This is a genomic window from Tsukamurella ocularis, from assembly GCF_965138335.1.
Lineage (GTDB): Bacteria > Actinomycetota > Actinomycetes > Mycobacteriales > Mycobacteriaceae > Tsukamurella > Tsukamurella ocularis_A.
Genome location: NZ_CBCSDV010000015.1, coordinates 54,104 through 76,192, shown reverse-complemented (window position 1 = coordinate 76,192; position 22,089 = coordinate 54,104). Strand labels below are relative to the sequence as shown.

General features: G+C 71.5%; 16 protein-coding genes and 2 pseudogenes. 11 read left to right on the top strand and 7 right to left on the bottom strand.

The window, feature by feature from the left end:
• The first annotated feature begins 130 nt into the window (after positions 1–130).
• A complete protein-coding gene (locus ACNAYW_RS14730; protein ID WP_415850427.1) occupies positions 131–2,368 on the top strand; it encodes an NADP-dependent isocitrate dehydrogenase in 2,238 nt (745 codons plus the stop codon).
• 51 nt (positions 2,369–2,419) lie between these two features.
• Here the strand turns inward: ACNAYW_RS14730 and ACNAYW_RS14725 are convergent, their stop codons facing one another.
• Positions 2,420–3,025: a TetR/AcrR family transcriptional regulator gene (locus ACNAYW_RS14725; protein ID WP_415850426.1), complete on the bottom strand. Its 606-nt coding sequence runs from the start codon at positions 3,023–3,025 to the stop codon at positions 2,420–2,422.
• Between the two features lie 135 nt (positions 3,026–3,160).
• Here ACNAYW_RS14725 and ACNAYW_RS14720 point away from each other — a divergent pair, with 135 nt between their 5' ends.
• Positions 3,161–4,531: a flavin monoamine oxidase family protein gene (locus tag ACNAYW_RS14720; protein ID WP_415850425.1), complete on the top strand. Its 1,371-nt coding sequence runs from the start codon at positions 3,161–3,163 to the stop codon at positions 4,529–4,531.
• Between the two features lies 1 nt (position 4,532).
• Here ACNAYW_RS14720 and ACNAYW_RS14715 read toward each other — a convergent pair whose 3' ends face one another.
• The 5 genes from ACNAYW_RS14715 to ACNAYW_RS14695 form a co-directional block, all read right to left on the bottom strand.
• Positions 4,533–5,360: an SDR family NAD(P)-dependent oxidoreductase gene (locus ACNAYW_RS14715; RefSeq protein WP_415850424.1), complete on the bottom strand. Its 828-nt coding sequence runs from the start codon at positions 5,358–5,360 to the stop codon at positions 4,533–4,535.
• A gap of 13 nt (positions 5,361–5,373) precedes the next feature.
• Positions 5,374–6,567, bottom strand: a complete 1,194-nt coding sequence (locus tag ACNAYW_RS14710) for a lipase family protein (RefSeq protein WP_415850423.1) — start codon at positions 6,565–6,567, stop codon at positions 5,374–5,376.
• Positions 6,568–6,590: 23 nt separating this feature from the next.
• Positions 6,591–7,982: an MFS transporter gene (locus ACNAYW_RS14705; protein ID WP_415850422.1), complete on the bottom strand. Its 1,392-nt coding sequence runs from the start codon at positions 7,980–7,982 to the stop codon at positions 6,591–6,593.
• Positions 7,983–8,108: 126 nt separating this feature from the next.
• Positions 8,109–8,930 carry a PaaX family transcriptional regulator gene (locus ACNAYW_RS14700; RefSeq protein ID WP_415850421.1) on the bottom strand — a complete coding sequence of 274 codons (822 nt, stop codon included), beginning with the start codon at positions 8,928–8,930 and terminating at the stop codon, positions 8,109–8,111.
• A gap of 47 nt (positions 8,931–8,977) precedes the next feature.
• The gene (locus tag ACNAYW_RS14695; RefSeq protein WP_224647983.1) at positions 8,978–9,388 is read right to left on the bottom strand and encodes a RidA family protein; all 411 of its coding nucleotides are present in this window, start codon (positions 9,386–9,388) and stop codon (positions 8,978–8,980) included.
• A 127-nt stretch (positions 9,389–9,515) separates the two neighbouring features.
• On the opposite strand from ACNAYW_RS14695, the gene ACNAYW_RS14690 reads away from it, so the two are divergent.
• From ACNAYW_RS14690 to ACNAYW_RS14665, 6 genes and pseudogenes are all read left to right on the top strand, one after another.
• Positions 9,516–10,346 carry a fumarylacetoacetate hydrolase family protein gene (locus tag ACNAYW_RS14690; protein ID WP_415850420.1) on the top strand — a complete coding sequence of 277 codons (831 nt, stop codon included), beginning with the start codon at positions 9,516–9,518 and terminating at the stop codon, positions 10,344–10,346.
• A 35-nt stretch (positions 10,347–10,381) separates the two neighbouring features.
• A complete protein-coding gene (locus ACNAYW_RS14685; protein WP_068567505.1) occupies positions 10,382–10,837 on the top strand; it encodes a cupin domain-containing protein in 456 nt (151 codons plus the stop codon).
• A complete protein-coding gene (locus tag ACNAYW_RS14680; protein ID WP_415850419.1) occupies positions 10,834–11,748 on the top strand; it encodes an acyl-CoA thioesterase in 915 nt (304 codons plus the stop codon). Before ACNAYW_RS14685 ends, ACNAYW_RS14680 begins: the two co-directional genes overlap by 4 nt.
• A gap of 14 nt (positions 11,749–11,762) precedes the next feature.
• Positions 11,763–13,412: an AMP-binding protein gene (locus ACNAYW_RS14675; RefSeq protein ID WP_415850418.1), complete on the top strand. Its 1,650-nt coding sequence runs from the start codon at positions 11,763–11,765 to the stop codon at positions 13,410–13,412.
• Between the two features lie 31 nt (positions 13,413–13,443).
• Positions 13,444–15,801 (top strand): bifunctional salicylyl-CoA 5-hydroxylase/oxidoreductase, encoded by a 2,358-nt coding sequence (locus tag ACNAYW_RS14670; protein WP_415850417.1) that lies wholly within the window; start codon positions 13,444–13,446, stop codon positions 15,799–15,801.
• A pseudogene (locus ACNAYW_RS14665) lies at positions 15,789–17,094 on the top strand (MFS transporter); the annotation flags it as partial. The gene ACNAYW_RS14670 and the pseudogene ACNAYW_RS14665, both read left to right, overlap by 13 nt.
• Before the next feature lie 85 nt (positions 17,095–17,179).
• Here the strand turns inward: ACNAYW_RS14665 and ACNAYW_RS14660 are convergent.
• The gene (locus ACNAYW_RS14660) at positions 17,180–17,947 is read right to left on the bottom strand and encodes a cyclase family protein (RefSeq protein ID WP_415850416.1); all 768 of its coding nucleotides are present in this window, start codon (positions 17,945–17,947) and stop codon (positions 17,180–17,182) included.
• A 237-nt stretch (positions 17,948–18,184) separates the two neighbouring features.
• Between ACNAYW_RS14660 and ACNAYW_RS14655 the strand changes: the two are divergent.
• The 3 genes and pseudogenes from ACNAYW_RS14655 to ACNAYW_RS14645 all read left to right on the top strand — a co-directional run.
• Positions 18,185–19,578, top strand: a pseudogene (locus tag ACNAYW_RS14655) (indolepyruvate ferredoxin oxidoreductase subunit alpha); the annotation flags it as partial.
• Positions 19,579–19,580: 2 nt separating this feature from the next.
• Positions 19,581–20,362, top strand: a 782-nt coding sequence (locus tag ACNAYW_RS14650) for a thiamine pyrophosphate-dependent enzyme (RefSeq protein ID WP_415850415.1), incomplete at its 5' end; no start/stop codon positions are given.
• On the top strand, positions 20,359–22,014 hold the full coding sequence (locus ACNAYW_RS14645; RefSeq protein WP_415850414.1) for an indolepyruvate oxidoreductase subunit beta family protein: 1,656 nt from the start codon (positions 20,359–20,361) through the stop codon (positions 22,012–22,014). The genes ACNAYW_RS14650 and ACNAYW_RS14645, both read left to right, overlap by 4 nt.
• Positions 22,015–22,089 lie beyond the last annotated feature (75 nt).

The following is a 22,089-nucleotide window of genomic DNA, read 5'->3' as shown; positions in this document are numbered from 1 at the left end:
CCGCGTTTGCCGGACTGCCGTCGCGGGTCGTCGGCGTGGGGGAGGATAATGGAGGAACCGTTACATGGAGACTGACAGAGCAGTTCGTACAGAGTCGACCGACCACGACATTCGGGAGAAGCAAACACACATGAGTGCGCAGCAGCAGACCATCATCTACACGCTGACCGACGAGGCCCCCCTGCTGGCCACCGCGTCGTTCCTGCCGATCATCCGCGCCTTCGCCGGGCCCGCCGGCATCGACGTGCAGACGAGCGACATCTCGGTCGCGGCGCGCATTCTGGCGACCTTCCCCGAGCGCCTGACCGACGAGCAGAAGGTGCCGGACAACCTGGCCGCGCTCGGCGAGCTGACGCTCGACCCCTCGGCGAACATCATCAAGCTCCCGAACATCAGCGCCTCGGTGCCGCAGCTGCTGGCCGCGATCTCGGAGCTGCAGGGCAAGGGCTACGACATCCCCGATCTGCCCTCGGAGCCCAAGACCGACGAGGAGCGCGACATCGCGACGCGGTACTCCACCATCCTCGGCAGCGCGGTGAACCCGGTGCTGCGGCAGGGCAACTCGGACCGTCGCGCGCCGCGCGCCGTCAAGGAGTACGCCCGCAAGAACCCGCACAGCATGGGCGAGTGGTCGATGGCCTCGCGCAGCCACGTCGCGCACATGAAGCACGGCGACTTCTACCACGGTGAGAAGTCGACGACGCTCGACCGCGAGCGCGACCTGCGGATGGAGCTCGTCACCGCCGACGGCCGGACCCACGTGCTCAAGGAGAGCGTCAAGCTCGGTGCCGGCGACGTGATGGACTCCATGTTCATGAGCAAGAAGGCGCTGCTCGAGTTCTACGAGGAGCAGATGCAGGACGCCTACGAGACCGGTGTCATGTTCTCGCTGCACGTCAAGGCCACCATGATGAAGGTCTCGCACCCCATCGTCTTCGGCCATGCCGTGAAGGTGTTCTACAAGGACGCCTTCGCCAAGCATCAGGAGCTCTTCGACGAGCTGGGGGTGAACGTCAACAACGGCCTCGGCGATCTGTACGACAAGATCGCCACGCTGCCCGCCAGCAAGCACGAGGAGATCGTCAAGGATCTGCACGCCTGCCACGAGCACCGCCCGGAGCTGGCCATGGTCGATTCGGCGCGCGGCATCTCCAACTTCCACTCGCCGTCCGACGTCATCGTCGACGCCTCGATGCCCGCGATGATCCGCGCCGGCGGCAAGATGTACGGCGCCGACGGCCGCACCAAGGACACCAAGGCCGTGATGCCGGAGTCCACCTTCGCGCGCATCTACCAGGAGATCATCAACTTCTGTAAGACGAACGGCGCCTTCGACCCCCGCACCATGGGCACCGTCCCGAACGTCGGCCTGATGGCGCAGAAGGCCGAGGAGTACGGCAGCCACGACAAGACCTTCGAGGTCCCGGCCGCCGGCACCGCCAACATCGTCGACAACGCCACCGACGAGGTCATCCTCTCCCAGGAGGTGGAGGAGGGCGACATCTGGCGCATGTGCACCGTCAAGGACGCCCCGATCCGCGACTGGATCAAGCTGGCCGTCAACCGCGCCCGCAATTCCGGCACGCCCGTGCTGTTCTGGCTGGACCCGTACCGTCCGCACGAGAACGAGCTCATCAAGGCGGTCAAGGCCGAGCTGAAGAACTACGACACCGAGGGCCTCGACATCCAGATCATGTCCCAGGTGCGCGCCATGCGCTACACCCTGGAGCGGGCGATGCGCGGCCTGGACACCATCGCCGCGACGGGCAACATCCTGCGCGACTACCTCACCGACCTCTTCCCGATCCTCGAGCTCGGCACCTCGGCGAAGATGCTGTCGATCGTGCCGCTCATGGCCGGTGGCGGCATGTACGAGACCGGCGCCGGCGGCTCGGCGCCGAAGCACGTCAAGCAGCTCACCGAGGAGAACCACCTCCGCTGGGATTCGCTCGGCGAGTTCCTCGCGCTCGCGGTGAGCTTCGAGGACATGGGCATCAAGAACGAGAACGCCGCCGCGAAGGTGCTGGCGACCACGCTGGACGCCGCCACCGGCAAGCTGCTCGAGAACAACAAGGCGCCGTCGCGCAGCACGGGCGAGCTGGACAACCGCGGCAGCCAGTTCTACCTGGCCCTGTACTGGGCGCAGGAGCTCGCCGCACAGACCGAGAACCCCGAGCTGGCCGCGAAGTTCGCGCCGCTGGCGAAGGCGCTCAGCGAGCACGAGGCCACGATCGTGGAGGAGCTGCGCGCGGTCCAGGGCGAGCCGGCCGACATCGGTGGCTACTACTACCCGGACCCGGAGAAGATGGCGAAGGTGATGCGCCCCAGCGCCACCTTCAACGCCGACCTGGCGTCGCTGGACGACTGACCGAAACGCTGGAACGGGCATCGCCGACCTCGGTCGGCGGTGCCCGTTCGGTCATTCCGGGACGGGTGCGGCCAGCGCGACGACCATGTCGATGACGGTGTCGAGGTCGGCGGCCGACCGCGACGGGTCGGGGTCGGCGACGTGTTGCAGGATGAGGCCGTCCACGGCGGCGAGGATGACGCGGGCGAGCCGGTCGAGCGGGACGGCGCTGGTCTCGTGGGCACGGTCGGCGGCCTCGGCGCACCACGCCCGCACGGTCTCGGTGTAGCGCGAGTACTGCATCCGTGCCAGGTCCTCGAGTCCCGGCGTGCGCAGGGCATGGGTCACCAGCTCGTACTGCAGCACCTGCAATTCGCGCTCGTCCGCGACGAGGGCCGTCCAGAAGTTCCGCATGCCGTTGCGGATGGCGTGCGCGAGCCCGTCGTCGGTCTCGGCGGTGCGCCGGAGCACGTCGGCGATGTCGTCGACGACGCGCTCGATCACCGCCTGGAGCAGCAGCTGCTTCGTCGGGAAGACGTGCTGCAGGGTGCCCAGGGGAATGCCGGCCTCTGTGGCGACCGCGCGCACGCTCGTCTTGGCGACCCCGTCGCGGATCAGGACCGCGCGGGCGGCCGCGACGATCTGCGGACCCCGCACCGCGGACTCGACGTAGGGCATCCGGCCTCCGGCTGACGTTGGGTGGGTGTCCAGCAAAGCACACCGGATTCGGGCCGGGCTCTCGACACGGGGGTGTGGCGCGGCTTACAGTACCCAAACCAAGTCATACAACTGACTGAGATGAAGGGGCGAAACATGACGGACGTGGACGTGATCGTGGTGGGTGCGGGGTTGGCGGGGCTCTCGGCCGCGCGGGAGCTAGCGGCGCAGGGATGCACGGTGCGGGTGCTCGAGGCCCGCGATCGCGTCGCCGGTCGCAACCGGGGCGGGCGCTTGAGCAACGGGGTGCCGGTCGAACTGGGAGGCCAGTGGATCGGGCCCGATCAGACCGCCGCCCTCGCCCTCGTGGCCGAGCTCGGTCTGGAGATCTTCCCCTCCTACGACGACGGCGACGCGATCACCTACGTCGACGGGCGGGCCATCCGGTACGCCGATGAGACCTTCGGGCTCGACGAGCAGTCCCTGGCGGAGGTCGGGCGCCTGTGGGAGACGATCGAGACCCTCGCCGCCGGTGTCGACCCCGGCGCGCCCTGGGAGGCCGACGGTGCCGCCGATCTGGACCGGCACAACGTCGACACCTGGGTGACCGCACAGACCGAGAACGCCATGGCCCGCAGCTTCTTCCGGATCATCGTGCCGGCGGTCTTCTCCGCGGAGACCGCCGAGCTGTCGTTCCTGCACTTCCTCGCCTACATCCGCTCGGGAACCAGCCTGGCGATGCTGCTGAGCACCCGCAAGGGCGCACAGGACTCACGCGTCGTCGGCGGCACCCACCTGATCTCGGAGCGGATGGCGCAGCAGTTGGGGGAGTCGGTGCGGCTCGGCGCCGTGGTCCGCACCGTCACCCAGGACGATTCCGGCGTCACCGTGGCCTACGAGAACGCCGACGGCACGCCCGGCGGCGTGCTCACGGCCGACGAGGTGATCGTCGCGATCCCGCCGACCCTCGCCGGCCGCCTCCGCTACCTGCCGGCCCTGCCGTCGGCCCGCGACGGCCTCACCCAACAGATTCCCGCCGGCTCGGTGATCAAGGTGCAGGTCGGTTACGACCGGCCCTTCTGGCGCGAGGACGGGCTCAGCGGCTTCGTCATCAGCCTCGACGACGCCTTCAACGTGGTCCTCGACAACTCACCGCACGACGCGAGTTGCGGCGTGCTCGTCGGCTTCCTCGAGGGGGCGCACGCGCGCGCGGCGGAACGCCTGACCCCGGCGGCGCGGCGCGACCTGGTCCTCGGCGCCCTGGTGAAGTACTTCGGTCCCGAGGCGGCGACGCCCTTCGACTACGTCGAGATGGACTGGTGCGCCGAGGAGTTCAGCCGCGGCTGTTACGGCGGCCGGCTCGGCTGCGGCGTCTGGACCCAGTACGGGCACGCGCTCGCCGAGCCGGTCGGGCGGATCCACTGGGCGGGCGCGGAGACCGCGAGCCGGTGGAACGGCTACATGGACGGCGCGATCCGCTCCGGTCGTCGCGCCGCCGGGGAGATCCTCGCCGCGCGTCGCCGATGACTCAGAGGAACCGCTTCGACTGCCCGTCGACGAAGGACATGAGCCGCTGATAGCCCGAGCCGGTGACCCGGACGAGCAGGTCCAGTGCCACGGCGTCGGGGCCGATGAGAATGCGGCCGTGGTTCTTCTGCACGCCCCGCAGGATCGTGCGCGCGGCGGAATCCGCCTCCGTGCGAGCGAGGTGCTTGTTGAAGAAGTCCGCGAAGGACGCCTGGTCCTGGCCTTCGGCCACCGTCGCGTTGTTGCAGATGTCGGTCTTGATGCCGCCCGGGTGCACGCAGCTCACGCCCACGTTGTGGCCGCTCGCGAGCATCTCGATCCGGAGCGCCTCGGTGAACCCGCGCACCGCGAACTTGGCGGCGTTGTACGCGCTCTGGCCGCCGACGCCGAACAGGCCGAAGATCGAGCTGGTGTTGGCGATGTGCCCGTCGCCGGAGGCGATGAGGTGCGGCAGGAAGGCCTTGGAGCTGTTGACCACGCCCCAGAAGTCCACGTCCATCAGGCGGTCGTAGTCCTTGAACGAGGTCTTCTCGACGCTGGCGTGGTGCGCGATGCCGGCGTTGTTGAAGACCAGGTTGACCACGCCGTAGTGCTCGGCGACCTCGTCGGCGTAGGCGAGGATCTGCTCGCGCTCGCCGACGTTGACGACCTTGGTGTGCACCTCGGCGCCCAGCGCGCGGGCGTCCTCCACGGTCTTCTCGAGGCCTGCGGGGTCGTAGTCGCACAGCGAGAGCCGCGCGCCCTGGCGCGCCAGTTCGAGGGCGAGTTCGCGGCCCATGCCCGACGCGACGCCGGTGACGACGGCGACCTTGCCGTGGAAGTCCTTCATGGTCTCTCTCTCCTTAATGCATGACCCGCGCGAGGAACGCGGCGGCGTCGTCGGCGGCCGCGTACACGGTGCCGAAGTGGTCGGTGGGATACAGCTTGAGCGTGACCGGCTGGCGGTGCAGCGCGAGCGCCGCGGCGAGCGAGAGCCCGGAGGCGACGGGCACGTCGATGTCGGCGAGGCCGTGCCCGAGGAGGATCGGCCGGTCGTAGCCCTGCGTCGGGGTGCCCATGTGCTCGTGCAGGGCGTCGTACACGCCGGGGATGGTGCGCAGCGGCGCGGAGACCCAGGTATTGATCCGCGCGCCGCGCACGGCCTCGCGGGTGTCGTACAGGCTCAGGCGCTCGGCCAGGTCCACGACGCGCCGGCCCTCGGCGGTGAGCAGCCCGTCGATCCCGAGGTCGGGGCGGGCGTCACGCATCCCGGCCAGGATGTAGGCGGCGTAGACGGTGGTCAGCGGCGGCAGTGCGATCGGCGGGAACGACGGCCGGAGGAACTGCGCGACGCGCTCGATGTTCGCGGGGGTGCCGGTCGCGACCGTCCCGCGCAGGTCGAGGTCGTAGCCCGCGCCGAACTCGGCGGCGTAGCGGGCGCCGTTCATCGCCGCGCCCGCGCCCTGGGACTGCCCGACGAGGGCCCACCGTCGGGCCAGCGGAAGCCCCAGCCGCCGCGCGGCCTGTACCGAGTCGATGAGGTTGTGCGCCTCCACCTTCCCGTTCAGGTAGCTCATCAGGCCCGGGGTGCCCATGCCGGCGTAGTCGGTGGCGACCACGGCGTAGCCGTTGCGCAGCCAGTGTCCGAGGTAGAAGACCTGCCGCTCGGACTGGGGCTGGGCCGACGGGGTCGCGTCGTCGCACAGCCCGACGGTGCCGTGCGCCCACGCGACGACGGGCCAGCCGCCGTCGGGGGCATCGCCCGCGGGCAGGAACACGGCGGCGGTGCTCACCGCCGGCCCGTGCTGATTGGTCGTCCCGTACAGGAACCGGTACGCCTCGGCGGCGTCGGCGAGGCCGAGCTCCGCGGCCAGGGGGACGCGGTCGATCGGGGTGCCGGGCGCTGCGGGGGGACCCGTGTGCTCCCGGGCGTCGAGTCCCGACCAGTTCGGCGGTCCGATGGGCGTAATGGGATCCGGGGTCGCGAGGCCCCGGAGCAGGCCGCCGACGCGGCGCGTCAGCGCGCGCGGCAGAGCGGACGGCGTGATCGGCACCACGTCAACCTAACAGCCCGGCGCGTTCAGGCCGTCGCCCGACGCCGGGGAATGGCGAGCGAGCAGAGGACCGCGAGTGCGCACACCGCGAGGCTGATCACGATGGTCGCCTCGTAGGCGCCGGCGGACGGCGTGCGGACGGCCCCCGCCGGGGTGGCCGTCACCACGGTCGCACCCGTCAGCACCATGCCGACGACGGCCGTCGCCATCGACGTGCCCACGGACCGCATGAGGGCGTTGACCCCGTTCGCCTCGCCGGTCTGCGAGACCGGCACCACGGACATGATGAGGGCCGGCATCGCGGAGTACGCGATGCCGAGGCCCGCGCCCACCAGTGCGCTCGCGGCGAGGATCCACAGCCAGTCGATCCGCCACGGGCCGGCCAGCGCGGCCAGCAGCACGAGGTAGCCGCAGGCGATCACGACGGCGCCGATGGCGAGCGACAGGCGCGCGCCGTGCCGGTCGGTGATCCAGGAGCTGACGTAGGAGAAGGCGAACATCACCAGGCCCGTCGGCATGAGCACCAGGCTCGCCGGCACCATGTCCAGCCCGAGGCCCGCCGGCGCCTGCTCCGGCGCCATCAGCAGCTGGATCGGCATCATCTGCATGGCGTAGAAGGCGAAGCCGGTGGCGACGGACGCGATGTTGGTGAGCAGGATCGGCCGGCTGACCAGGGTGTCGACGTCGATCAGCGCGTTGGGGACGCGCCGCTCGTACCGCCACCAGGCGGCGGCCGAGACCGCGAACGCGGCGAACATGCCCAGCGTCAGCGGGCTCGTCCAGCCCCATGCGGAGGCCTTGGACAGCGGGAGCAGCACGAACGTGAGGACGGCGGTGAGGCCGAGGGTGCCGATGACGTCGAACCGTCCGCCCGCGTCCGACGGGCCCTCGGGAACGAACCGCAGGATCGCCACGGCGCAGACCACCGCGGCGACGGCACAGATCCAGAAGAGGGCGTGCCAGCTGATGTGGCGGGCGATCGACGCCGCGAACGGAAGCCCCAGTGCGCCTCCGACGCCCAGCGACGCGCTCATCGCGCCGACGGCGGAGCCCAACCGCCGCGCGGGCACGATGTCGCGCAGGATGCTGATGCCGACCGCGATCGCGCCGATGCCGAGCCCCTGGAGGCCGCGGCCCACCAGGAAGGGGACGAGCGCCGTGGAGACGGCGCACACGGCCGAGCCCACGGCGACGGCGCCCATGTTGCCGAGGAGGACGCGGCGCTTGCCGAACATGTCGCCGAGACGCCCGGCGATCGGGGTGCCGACGGCGCCCACGAGCAGGGTGATCGTCAGCGTCCACGACGCGTTCGAGGGCGTCGTGCTCAGCAGGTCGGGGAGCTGCGGGATCAGCGGCACGATGATCGTCTGCATGAGCGCCACCACGATCCCCGCGGCGCACAGCACCGCGACGGGCACGCGCGAGTATGACTGGGTCAGGGTGATGCCTTCGTGATCGGCGGTGGGCTGCTAGCAATCCTAAACAATCGAGCGGGAGCCGCGAATCCGGTGTGATCGGTTCGCCACCGGACCTCCAGGGGTGGATCAGGCGTGCCGTTCCAGGTCGGCGTGGCCCGCGAACCGCGCCGCGGGCCCCGCCAGCACGCCGCGGAGGTGCAGGAAGAGCTCCCGGGCGTTCGCCCCCGGCCAGTCCGTGGGGAGCGCGTCCGCGGGCAGGCCGGGATCCCGGTACGGCAGGTCGCGCCAGGCGGTGACGAGGCGGAGGTGGTCGGCGAAGGCCTCGGCGTCCGGCCCCGGCTCCGCGTCCCACCGCGCCCGCACCGGGGCGAACTCGGTGAGGAAGGCGCGGTACTCGTCGGCGAGGGCGTCGAGGTCCCACCACTCGCCGGCCTCGGCGCGGAGCCGATCGGAGGCCGGGGGGTGCAGGTCGAACCACGCCACGTAGCCGTCCAGATCGAGCTGGCCCAGGCGTGCGCGGGCCTCCGCGCCGATCCCCGACGGGGCGATGTACACGCTGGCCCCCACGACGCCGAAGCCCATCTCGCCCAGTGTCTTCTTCAGCAGCACGCGGCGCGCGCGCTGCGACTCGGGCACCGAGAAGACGGCGAGGGACCACGGCGCCGCGGGATCGTAGGGATGATCGCCGAAGATCCGGCTGTCGCCCGCCTCGAAGGCCGCGGCGCGGCGCCCTGCGAGGCGGTAGTGGCCGGGCGTCGCCACGTCGAGCAGGCCGCGCGACTTCATCCGGGAGACGCTGGAGCGCACGGACTGCTCGTCGGGCCCGGCGGTGCCGATCAGAGCGATGATCTGGGAGATGGGGAGCGGCTCCGCGCCGCGGCCGTAGAGCCCGAAGAGCGACACGATGAGGTCGCGGACCAACGGCTGCGGTCGAACTGCTTCCGTCATCGCCCCTCCTCGGTGCCGCGCGGCGCGGGCGCCGGCTCCCCGCGAGGTTACCCCCGTGCGCCCGATCCGATCTCGGCGATGCCCGCGATCTCGATGAGCGCCTCGGGCTGCCACAGCTCACTGATCCCGATGCCGGCCATCGCGGGGTAGTGGTCGCCCGCGAGCTCGCGCCACACGCGGCCGATCTCCTTCCCGTTGCGCTGGTAGTCCTGCACGTCGGTGAGGTAGATGGTGACCGAGACCAGGTCGTCGGGCGTCCCGCCCGCTTCGGCCACCGTCGCCAGCACGTTGGAGAAGGCGCGGCGGAACTGCTCGACGATGCCGCCGGGCACGATCGCGCCCTCGGCGTCCATGGCGGTCTGGCCGCCCAGATGGAGGGTGTTCCCGACGCGCGTGCCGTGCGCGAAGCCGCGGGGGACGGCGAGCTGCGGGGGATTGACGGTGACCTTGGCGGACATGGGGTTCCTTTCGTGCAGAGGCGGATCGGTGACGAAGAAGGGGCTGGCCCAGGGGTGTGATCCGTGCTACATTCAGCCTATCTGACGGACGTCAGAAGCGCTATATACGAGTTCGGAGGCTTCTCCCGTGCGGCTCGCAACCCATCAGCTCGGCGATCGGACGATCGCCACCGTCGACACCGGATCCGGTCCGCGATGCGCGGGCGCGGCGAGCGTCGACGAGCTTCTGCGGCAGGACGACTGGCGTGCCGCTGCGGGCCGCGCCGCGGAGGAGGGAGAGCCGCTCCCGCCCGCGGCCCGCCCGCTCGCGCCGATCCGCGCCCCCGGCAAGGTGCTGTGCTGCGGGCTCAACTACCGCGCCCACATCGAGGAGATGGGCCGCGGCGTCCCCGAGGTACCCACCTTCTTCGCGAAGTGGGCGGATACCCTCGTCGGTCCCGAGGCCGACGTCGCCCTCGCCGCCGGCGACACCGCGAAGCTGGACTGGGAGGCGGAACTCGCCGTCGTCGTGGGCGCCGATCTGCGCCGCGCTTCCGTCGCCGAGTGCGCGGCCGCGATCGCCGGCTACACCGTGAGCAACGACGTCTCGCTGCGCGACCGGCAGTGGGCCACCACCCAGTGGCTCTCCGGGAAGGCCTGGGACGCGACCACGCCCGTCGGGCCCGTCGTCGTCACCACCGACGCCTTCGACCCCGCCGAGCACGTCGTGACCTGCCGCGTCGACGGGGAGACCGTGCAGCACGCCCCGCTCGACGACCTGCTCTTCCCGCCGGCCGAACTGCTGCACCACGCCTCGCTGTTCACCCGATTGCGCCCCGGCGACCTCGTGCTCACCGGTACCCCCGCCGGCGTGGGCGCGGGCCGTGATCCGCAGCGCTTCCTCTCCGACGGGCAGGTGCTCGAGACCGAGATCTCGGGGATCGGACTCCTGCGCAACACCATCCGTATCCGAGCCTGACCGCAACCGCGTTCACCACCAGAAAGGCGAAGCCCATGAGCGAACAGATCGTCGACCCCGCACTGCTACCGACCGGCGACGTCCCCGTCGTCACCCGCCACGGCGCGGAGAGCACCGACACCGCGCAGTCCGGAGACTGCATCCGCGTCTCCGGCGTCAGCATCCAGCACACGCCCGCCACGAAGATCTGGTACGGCCAGGTGCGCAACAAGCCCGGCTACCGGTCGCTGCCGCACCACCACGGTGAGGCCGAGACCGGCGGCTACGTCCTCTCGGGCCACGGCCGCATCTACTACGGCGAGGGCTACACCCGGTACACCGACATGACCGAGGGGGACTGGGTCTTCGTGCCGCCGTACATGCCGCACGTCGAGGCCAACATGTCGATCACCGACGACCTCGTCTGGCTCACCTGTCGCACGCCCGAGAACATCGTCGTGAACCTGGACGACGTCGACGACGCCACGCTCGAGGGGTACCGCCGCGCATGACCACCGTCAACGAGTTCGACAGCAACGTGGCCGATTCCGCGCGTTTCCTCGACGCGGTCCGCCTCACGGAGACCGACGACGCCCCCGCGGGGCACCGCGCCTTCACCGCCACCACCCAGTACGTCCCCTGGCCCAAGGCCTACGGCGGCGACCTGGTGGCGCAGGCGGTCGCCGCGGCGTGCGCGACCGTCGAGGGCAAGACCGTGCACTCCGCCCACAGCTACTTCCTGCGCCCGGCGGAGATCGGCGGCGACGTCCGCTACGAGGTCGAGATCCTGCGCGACGGGCGGGGATACGCCACCCGGCACGTCCGCGGCCTGCAGGGCGGCAAAGTGATCTACACCTGCTACGCCTCCTTCGCCGCCGGTGCGGACGGCACCGAGGTCCCCGGGGCGCCGCTCGTCGGGGAGGTCGCGGGCACCGGTCTCGCCGGTGTCCCCGCGCCCGAGGGCCTCCCGACCTCCGCCGAGGCCCTCGCGGGACGCGACGGCGCCGACGCCGACTACTGGTCGCACGGCCGCAGTTTCGAGATGCGGCACGTCCCCGACCCGATCTACCTCCCCGGCGACCGTGACCGCGTCCCCCGGCAGGCGGTGTGGATCAAGGCCTTCTCGACGTTGCCCGAGGAGCAGACCGTCCACGACATCGCGCTGGCCTACTGCTGCGACTACACGATTCTGGAGCCCTCGCTGCGGGCGCTCGGTGCGTCCTGGTCCGACGACGGCCTGCGCACCGCCAGCCTCGACCACGCGATGTGGTTCCACCGCCCGGCGCGCCTGGACGACTGGGTCCTCTACTCCCAGGAGTCGGTGAACGTCGGCTCCTCCCGCGGCCTCAACACCGGCCGCTTCCACGACCGCAACGGCACCCACCTGGCCACCGTGTGCCAGGAGGGGCTGCTCGCGCAGTGACCAGGAGGCCCACGATGACCCTGACGCCCAGCGCCCACGAGGACACCTTCGCCCGCGACCACCTGCCGCCCGCGGAGCAGTGGCCGACGCTCGAGTTCACGCTGCCCGAACTGCGGTACCCCGATCGCCTCAACGCCGCCGTCGCCCTCATCGACGAGGGCGCGGAGCGGTTCGGCGACCGGACCGCGATCCGGACGCCCGAGGGTCTCGTGTGGACCTACCGGGACCTGCGCGAGGCCTCGGACCGGGTGGCGCAGGTCCTCGTCGACGAGTTCGGCGTGCGGCCGGGCAACCGAGTGCTGCTCCGCGAGGGCAACACCCCCTGGCTCGTGGCCGCCTGGCTCGGCGCGCTGAAGGCCGGCGCCGTGCTCGTGACGACGATGCCCATGCTCCGCCCCGCCGAGCTGGTGGACCTCCTGGAGCGGACGACGCCCGTCGTCTGCGTCAGCGGTGCGGCGGCGGCCGCCGACCTCCGCGCGGCGCTGCGGAGCACCGGGTCCGGCGCCGCGCTGGTCCTCCTCGGCGGCGACGATCCCGACCGGCTCGAGGAGCGCGCCGCCCGTCGGGACGGGGTCTTCACCCCCGTGACGACGGCCGCGGACGACGTCGCCCTGCTCTGCCCGACCTCGGGCAGCACCGGCAGGCCCAAGATCACGATGCATTTCCATCGCGACGTCCTGGCCAACGCCGACACCTTCGCCCGGCACGTCCTCCGCCCCGGACCGGAGGACGTCTTCGCGGGATCGCCGCCCCTCGCGTTCACCTTCGGCCTCGGCGGTCTCGTCGTCTTCCCGCTGCGCTTCGGGGCGAGCACCGTGCTCACCGAGCGGGCTACCCCGGCGCAGCTCGCCGACGTCGTCGCCGAGCACGGTGTGACGGTCCTCTTCACCGCGCCGACCGCCTACCGCGCGATCATCCGGGGCGGCGGCGCGGGACGGCTCCGCGGCGTCCGCGTCGGCGTCTCCGCGGGCGAGCACCTGTCGGAGGAGACCTTCGAGCTGGTCCGCGACGAGTGCGGCATCGAGCTCGTCAACGGCATCGGCTGCACCGAGCTGCTGCACGTCTTCCTCTCCACCGCGCCCGGCCGCACCGTCCCCGGCGCGCTCGGCACCCCCGTTCCCGGCTACCGCGCCACGGTGCTCGGCCCGGACGACGAGGAGGTCGGCCCGGGGGTCGCGGGTCGCCTCGCCGCCATCGGCCCCACCGGCTGCCGCTACCTCGACGACGCCCGGCAGCTCGGCTACGTGGTGAACGGCTGGAACGTCACCGGCGACACCGTCGTCCGCGACGCCGACGGGACCTTCCGGTTCCAGGCCCGGTCCGACGCGATGATCGTCTCCTCCGGCTACAACATCGGCGGTCCCGAGGTCGAGGCCGCGATCTGCGCCGACGACGCCGTCGTCGAGGCCGCAGTGGTCGGCCGGCCCGACACGGAGCGCGGGGTTGTCGTCTGCGCGTTCGTCGTGCTGCGCGAGGGCGAGGACGCCGGCGACGCGATGGTGCAGCGCATCCAGGACGGCGTGAAGGCGCGCCTCGCGCCGTACAAGTACCCGCGGGACGTCCGCTTCGTGGACGCACTGCCGCGCAACCCCTCCGGCAAGCTCCAGCACTTCCGGCTCCGAGAACAACTGGCCCGCGAGGCCGACGCCGCGGTCCGCGGCTGATCGGCCCACTTCAGCACGAAGGACTACAGAGATGAAGATCGCAGTGATCGGCGGTGGCCCCGGCGGCCTCTACTTCTCCGCCTTGATGAAGCAACTCGATCCCGCCCACGAGATCACCCTGTTCGAGCGGAACCGGGCCGAGGACACCTTCGGCTTCGGCGTCGTCTTCTCCGACGAGACCCTCGGCGGCATCGAGAGCGCCGACCCGGTGATCTACGGGCAGATGGAATCGCTGTTCGCCCGGTGGACCGACATCGACGTGCACTACCGCGGTCGATGGAACACCGTGGGCGGCCAGGGCTTCGCCGCGATGAACCGGCACGACCTCCTCGCCCTGCTGCAGCGCCGCTGCCTCGACCTGGGCGTCGACGTGCGGTTCGCGACGCCCGCCCCCGACGTCGAGGAGCTGATGGCCACGCACGATCTCGTGCTCGCCGCCGACGGCCTGAACTCCGCCGCCCGCAGCCGTTTCGCCGAGGGCTTCGAGCCCGACCTGGACCGGCGGCGGTGCAAGTACATGTGGCTCGGCACCGACAAGGTCTTCGAGGCCTTCACGTTCATCGTCGAGGACACGCAATGGGGCACGATGCAGATCCACGGCTACCCGTACTCGGACCAGGGCAGCACGTTCATCGTCGAGATGGCCGAGGACGTCTGGCGGCGCGCCGGATTCGACGCCACCGAGCGCCGGGCCTTCGCGCCGGGAGAGAACGACGAGGCCGCCATCGAGCGGATCGCGGAGATCTTCGCCCCGTACCTCGGCGACAGCCGCATCCTCGCCAACAACTCGCAGTGGATCACCTTCACCACCGTCCGCAACACCAGCTGGGTGCATCGGAACCTGGTGCTGCTCGGCGACGCCGCGCACACGGCGCACTTCTCCATCGGCTCCGGCACCAAGCTCGCCATGGAGGACGCACTCTCGCTGGCGGCGTGCCTGCACGAGAACGGCGACCTCGGCACCGCCCTCAAGGTCTACGAGGAGGAGCGGCGGCCCGTCGTCGAATCGACGCAGCGCGCCGCGCAGGCCTCCCTGGAGTGGTTCGAGACCATCGGCACCTACCGGGAGCAGGACCAGGTGCAGTTCACCTTCAATCTGCTCACGCGCAGCCGCCGCATCACGTTCGACAACCTGCGGCTCCGTGACGCGGACTTCGCCGACCGGGTCATGCGCTCCTTCAGCGCGGGTACCGACGCGGGACCCGAGACCCCGGCGATGTTCCATCCCCTCAGCATCGGCGACCTGACGTTGAAGAACCGGATCGTGGTCTCGCCCATGGACATGTACTCCGCCGTGGACGGCATGCCCAACGACTTCCACGTCATGCACCTCGGCTCCAAGGCGCTCGGCGGGGCCGGCCTGGTCATGACCGAGATGGTCTGCGTCTCCGCGGACGGCCGGATCACACCCGGCTGCACGGGCCTGTACACCGACGATCAGCGCGAGGCCTGGCGCCGTGTGGTCGACGCCGTGCACGTCTACTCCGGCGCCAAGATCGGACTGCAACTGGGCCATTCGGGGCGCAAGGGCTCGACCAAGCTCATGTGGGAGGGCATCGACGACCCGCTCGACGCCGACAACTGGGAGACCATGGGCCCGTCGGCGCTGCCCTACGGGCCGAACAGTGCGGTGCCCCGCGCGATGACGCGCGCCGACATGGACCGCGTCGTCGAGGAGTTCGCCGACGCCGCGCGTCGCGGCGCCGAGGCGGGATTCGACCTGCTCGAATTCCACGCCGGCCATGGCTACCTGATCTCCTCGTTCCTCTCGCCGATCGCCAACACCCGCACCGACGAGTACGGCGGATCCGCGGCGAACCGGCTCCGTTTCCCCCTCGAGGTCTTCGACGCGGTCCGGGCCGCCTGGCCGGCCGACCGTCCGATCTCGGTGCGCCTCTCGGCCACCGACTGGATCCCGGACGGCAACGACATCGAGGACGCGCTGGCGATCGCCCGCGCCTTCTGCGAGCACGGCGTCGACCTCGTGGACGTCTCCACCGGCCAGGTCGCCAAGCACGAGCGCCCCGCGTTCGGCCGGAGCTACCAGACCCCGTACGCCGATCGCATCCGCAACGAGGTCGCCGGCCCCGCCGGTGTGAAGGTGATCGCCGTCGGCGCCATCTCCTCCTACGACGACGTCAACTCGATCGTGCTGGCCGGCCGCGCGGACCTGTGCGCGCTCGGCCGAGCGCACCTGTACGACCCGCAGTGGACGCTGCACGCCGCCGCCGACCAGGGGTACACCGGGCCGGGGGCGCCGTGGCCCGATCAGTTCCGAGCGGGCAACCGCAAGCCGCCCAGCGCCCGCACCGACGCCGTGCGCCCGCGCCTCGCGCTGCTGCGCGACGAGGAGCCCGAGCTCCCCGCGCACGTGCGGTGGACGCCGTGATCCCCGCCGCGGTGACCCGCCGCGTCCTACTGTGCTGCTGGCTCGCGATCCTCGCCGAGGGCTACGACGTCGGCGTCTTCGGTGCCGTGGTCCCGGGCCTGCTGGCCTACGAGCCGTGGTCGCTGAGCGCCGTCGAGATCGGTGGGCTCGCCGCCTGGTCGCTGGTCGGCATGCTCATCGGGGCCACCACGATCGGCGTGCTCGCCGAGCGGGTGGGGCGCAAGAACATGCTGCTGGTCGCCGTGGCCCTGTGCGCCCTGCCGCAGCTCGGGGTCGCGCTGGCACCGAGCCCGGAAGTCCTCGGGCTGTTCCGGTTCATCGGCGGCCTCGGCCTCGGCGGCGTCATCCCGATCGCCGCGGCGTACACGATCGAATTCTCTCCGCCGGAGAAGAAGTCGCGGAACTACGGGCTCATGTACTCCGGCTACTCGCTCGGCATCATGCTCGCCGCCCTCGTCGCCGTGCTCGCCCTCGACGCGCTCGGATGGCGCTGGGTGATGGGCCTCGGCTTCGGCGCGATCATCCTCGTGCCGGTCCTGGCCGCCGCGCTCCCGCCGTCGATGGAGCAGCTCGCGGCGAGCGGACGGGTCGACGAGGCCGACGCCGCGGCCCGCAGGCTGGGCATCGATCCGACGGTCGCCGCGCGCCCCGCCGCGGCGCGGGCCGCGTCGGGAGAGACGGAGGGCTTCGCCGGCGCGGTGCGGGTCGTGTTCTCCCCGCGCTACCGCCTCGCCACGTGCTGCTTCTGGATCGCCCTGTTCTGCGGGCTGCTGCTGGTCTACGGGCTCAACACCTGGCTGCCCCAGATCATGCGCAAGGCCGGGTACGACCTCGGATCGTCGCTGATGTTCCTGCTGGTGTTCTCGCTGGCGTCGGCGGTGGGCGGCATCGGGGTGGGTGTCCTCGCGGACCGCCGGGGCGAGAAGCCGGTCCTGGTGCTCTGGTACACGATCGGCGCGCTCGGGATCCTCGCCCTGATGTTCCGCGGCCCGATGCTCGTGAACTACCTCCTGGTGGGCATCGCGGGGATCGGTTCGATCTCCACGTCGCTGGTGCTCACGGGCTGGGTGGCGCACTACTACCCGGCCCGGGTGCGCGCGGCCGCCACGGGAATGGCGTTGTCCTTCGCGCGGGTCGGGGCCATCGTAGGGCCCATCGTCGGTGGCTTCATCGCCGGCGCGGGCTTCGGCTATCGCGCCAACTTCGTCTTCTTCGCGGTGGTCGGCGGCGTCGCCGCCGTCGCGGTGGCCCTGCTGCCGCTCCTGCGCACCCCGTCGGCGGACACGAGTTCCGNCGACGAGATCGCTCCCGCACCNAGCTGATCGAGGCCACGAACNGCGGCGCCCCCGCGGGGGCGCCGCCGTTCGCGTCTCTCCGGTCAGTCCTCGACGAGGGCGAGCACGCGGGCGGGGGAGCCGGTGCCGCCGACGATGGGCAGTGGCGAGACCACGACCACGGCGCCCTGCGGAGGCAGCTGGGCGAGGTTCCGCAGACTCGTGAGGCCGTACTTGTCGGCGCCGAGCAGGAAGTTGTGCGCCGGGAAGGGCGGCTCGAGCATCGCCGCGTTGCCGGCGTCGATGCCCACGGTCTCCACGCCGAAACCGGAGATCGGGACCTCCTCGGCGAGCCAGCGGGCGCAGGCCGCGGAGACGCCGGGCGTGTGCGAACCGCCCTCGGCGGCGCCCAGGAAGCGCTCGCGGTCGCCGCCGTACTGATCCCAGCCCGTGCGCAGGAGGAGCCACGCGCCCTCCGGGACGGCGCCGTGCTCGGCGATCCAGCCCTCGACGTCGGCCACCTCCAGCAGCCAGTCCGGGTCCGCCGCGGCGCGATCCGCGAAGTCCATCACGCAGGCGGGGCCGACGAGGCGCTCGGGCGGCAGCTCGCTCACGTCGGCACCGTCACGACCCGTGATCCAGTGGCACGGGGCGTCCACGTGCGTGCCGATGTGCTCGCCCGTGTGGATGTTGTTGTGCTGCCACGCCGGCGCCGTCGGCTCGAACGCGGCGACCCGCTCCAGGCTGAAGTCGATGAGGTTCACGAAGGGCTCCGGCAGGCGGAGCGTGGGGGTGTCCGCGGAGAGCGGCGTCGTCAGATCGAGTACCCGGATCCTGCCGCCTGCGAGGGCGGTGGCGAGTTCGGTGAGCATTGGGTCCTCTTCTCCCCGGCACGGGCCGGCATCGGCTGAGCGGCGCGCGGGCCGCACCGTCGGCGAACGGCGGCTGCGCCCGACGGTAGGACGCGCCGCAGCACCCCGCTATCCAGATCGCGACGGCCCGCTGTCCCGATCGGAGCGGGCCCCCGGCGGGCCCTTCAACCCGTCCCGTGGCGAGGCTAGCGTGGTACGCATCACACGGCCCGTGATACGTGAAAGGCAGGTCGGGGCATGGCGGAACGCTCCTTTGCGAAAGAGGTCCTCAAGCTGCGCCAGGAACCGGGGACCCGGTTCGAGGGCGAGGGGATCCTGGCGGTGACCAAGGCGCTGCTGCAGTCCGGCGTCGCGTACGTCGGCGGCTACCAGGGGGCGCCGATCAGCCATCTGATGGACGTTCTCGGCGACGCCCGCGAGATCCTCGACGAGTACGGTGTGTACTTCGAGAACAGCGCCTCGGAGGCGACCGCCGCGGCGATGCTCGCCGCCTCCGTGCACTATCCGCTGCGCGGCGCGATCACCTTCAAGTCGACGGTGGGCACCAACGTCGCGTCCGATGCGCTGGCGAACCTGGCGAGCGGCGGGGTGACGGGCGGCGCGCTGATCATCGTCGGCGAGGACTACGGCGAGGGCAGCTCGATCATGCAGGAGCGCTCCCACGCCTTCGCGATGAAATCGCAGATGTGGCTGCTGGATCCGCGACCCGACCACACCGCGATCGTCGATGCCGTGGAGCACGGTTTCGCCCTGTCCGAGGCGTCGAACACCCCGGTCATGCTGGAGCTGCGGCTGCGCTCGTGCCACCTGCACGGCACCTTCACCACCCGGGAGAACCGCCGCCCGCAGATGACGGTCGAGCAGGCCATGGAGAACCCGAAGCGGGACGTGAGCCGCGTCGTGCTGCCGCCCGCGAGCTTCCAGCACGAGCAGGAGAAGATCGCCCACCGCTGGCCGGCGGCGGTGGAGTACATCCGCGAGCACCGGCTCAACGAGACCTTCGGGCCCACCGACGGCCGGGTCGGCCTCATCGTGCAGGGCGGCCTGTACAACACGCTCAACCGCGCGCTCGAACTGCTCGGCTGCTCGGACGCCTTCGGCGACACCGCGGTCCCGCTGTACGTGATGAACGTGACCTATCCCGTGATCGACGAGGAGATCGTCGAGTTCTGCGCCGACAAGGACGCGGTCCTGCTCCTCGAGGAGGGCCAACCCGACTACATCGAGCAGAACCTCAACGCGATCCTGCGCCGCAACGGCCTCGACACGGCGCTGCACGGCAAGGACGTGCTGCCGAAGGCGGGGGAGTACACCCCGATCGCCGTCACGAAGGGCGTCGCCGAGTTCCTCGGCCGCTACGTGCCCGAGCTCGTCACCGGCGATCCCGCTGTGCTCCTCCCGGCCGGCGACCCTCGCAGCCCGTTCACCGAGCGGGTCGACGGCCGCGCGGTCCAGCCCCGCCCGCCCGGCCTGTGCACCGGCTGCCCCGAACGGCCGATCTTCTCCGCGCTCAAGCTCGCCGAACGCGAGACCGGCGTGGAGCACCACGTGAGCGCCGACATCGGGTGCCACCTGTTCGCCATCAACGAGCCCTTCAACCTGGGCGCCACCACGATGGGCTACGGCCTCGGNNCCGCCGGCGGAGCCGCGCTGAGCAGCAAGGACGCCGACCGGCGCGGCATCGCGGTGATGGGCGACGGCGGCTTCTGGCACAACGGTCTCACCTCCGGCGTCGGCAACGCCGTCTTCAACGAGTCCGACCAGCTCCTGGTGGTGGTGGACAACGCCTACGCCGCCGCGACCGGCGGTCAGGACCTGCTCTCCTCCCGAGCGATCCTGCCCGACCGCAGCACCAACAACCCGATCGAACGGGCGGTGCGCGGCGTCGGCGTGACGTGGGCGAAGACCATGCCGGACACCTTCGACGTCGCGAAGATGCGCGACGTCTTCATCGACGCCCTCACCAGTAAGAAGAAGGGCCCCAAGGTCATCGTCGCCCAAAGCGAGTGCCAGCTGAACAAGCAGCGCCGCGAGAAGCCGGAACGCGCCGCGGCGGTCGAGGCCGGCAAGCGCGTCGTGACCCAGCGGTTCGGCGTCGACCCGGAGACCTGCACGGGCGATCACGCCTGCATGCGGATCTCGGGCTGCCCGTCGCTGACGATCGCGCCCAACCCCGACCCCATGCGCACCGACCCCGTCGCGGCCGTCACCGACACCTGCGTCGGCTGCGGCGTCTGCGGTAACAACGCGCACGCGGCGGCGCTGTGCCCGTCGTTCTACCGCACGGACGTCGTCACCAACCCCACCCGCGTCGACCGGATCCGCGACCGCGTGCGCGGCGCCGTGTCCGAGCGCCTCGGCCGCGGCCTCGAGGGGCGCGCCGCTCGCTACGAATCCACGGAGGCCTTCTCATGACTTGGACCATCGGGCAGCGGCCCATCACCGTGGCGGTGCTCGCCATGGGTGGCGAGGGCGGCGGCGTGCTCGCCGATTGGATCGTCTCGCTCGGCGAGGACGAGGGCTGGACCGCGCAGAACACCTCCGTGGCCGGCGTCGCGCAGCGCACCGGCGCCACCGTCTACTACGCGGAACTCTTCCCACCGGACGTGGCGCACCGCAGTGGAACGGGCCGCGCCCGCGACACCCCGATCCTCTCGCTCATGCCCACGCCGGGCGAGGTCGACGTGCTCATCGCGTCCGAGCTCATGGAGGCCGGCCGCGCCGTGCAGCGCGGCTTCGTCACCCCCGACCGGACCACGCTCATCGCCTCGCTGAACCGGGTCTACTCGATCCTCGAGAAGTCCACCCCCGACGACGGCCGGGTCGACTCGGCGGCACTGCTCGACGGCGCCGCCGCGGCCGCGAAGACCCTCGTCTCCGGCGATTTCGCGACGCTCGCGCGGGAGAACGGCAGCGTGATCAGCGCGTCCCTGTTCGGCGCGCTCGCGGGGAGCGGCGCGCTGCCGTTCCCCCGCGAGGACTTCGAGGAAGCGATCCGCAAGGGCGGCAAGGGGGTCGAGACCTCGCTCGCCGCCTTCGCCGCCGGGTACGAGCGGGCGCGGGAGAGCCTGGCGGAGGACGCCGCGCGCACGCAGGCCCCGGCGCCGGCCCCCTCCGGCGGCGGGCCCGTGCCGCTCACCCTGCAGGTGCGCCGCCCGAAGACGCCCGAGGAGGTCAAGGCCGACCGGGAGGCCGAGCGCAACGCGATCGCCGCGCGCGCGCCCGAATCGCTGGTCGGGCCGGCCCTCGCAGACCGCGCCCGCCGCGTCGCCCGGTCCTTCCCCGCCGCGGCCGCGTCGATGCTCCTGCACGGCCTCGAGCGCACCGCCGTCTACCAGGACCTCGCCTACGCCGACCGCTACCTCGACCGCGTCGCGCGGATCAGCGCCCTCGACCCCGATCACGAGGGGGCGGCCACGCTGACCGTGGAGGCGGCCCGGCACATCGCGCTGTGGATGACGTACCAGGACACGGTGCACGTCGCGCTGCAGAAGGTGCGCGGCCGCCGCATGGAACGGGTGCGCGCCGAGGTGCGGCCCGGCGACGAACAGGTGATGCGGGTCCATGAGTACCTGCACCCCCACGTCGATGAGATCACCGACACGCTGCCCACCGCACTGGGCCGCGCGCTCGAGCACAACCGTGCCTTCGCCAAGGCGGTCGACACGGTGTGCCACCGGGGCTTCATCATCAACACCACCTCGGTGTGGGGCTACACGACGCTGTCCACCCTCGCCCGGATGCGGCCGCTGCGGCCCCGTTCCCTGCGATTCGGCCGGGAGCAGGTCTTCATCGACACCTGGCTCGACACCGTGACCTCGGTCGGCCGCACCGATCCCGCGCTCGCGACCGAGGTGGTCGTCGCCGCGCGGGTCCTCAAGGGCTACGGACAGACCCACGCCCACGGCGTCGACAGCTTCGGCCTGCTGATGGAGGGCCTCGCGCTGCTCCGCGGCCGGCCGGACGCCGCCGCGCGGATGCGTCGCCTGGTGGACGCCGCCGTGGCCGACGAGGACGGCGGCCGGCTCCGTACCGCCCTCGCGACGCTGCGCGACGCGGCGGCCTGACGGCACCGTCGGACACGGGAAGGGGGGGGCCCCCTTCTTCGTGGTGCGATCAGCGGCCGAGCAGGCGCCGCACGC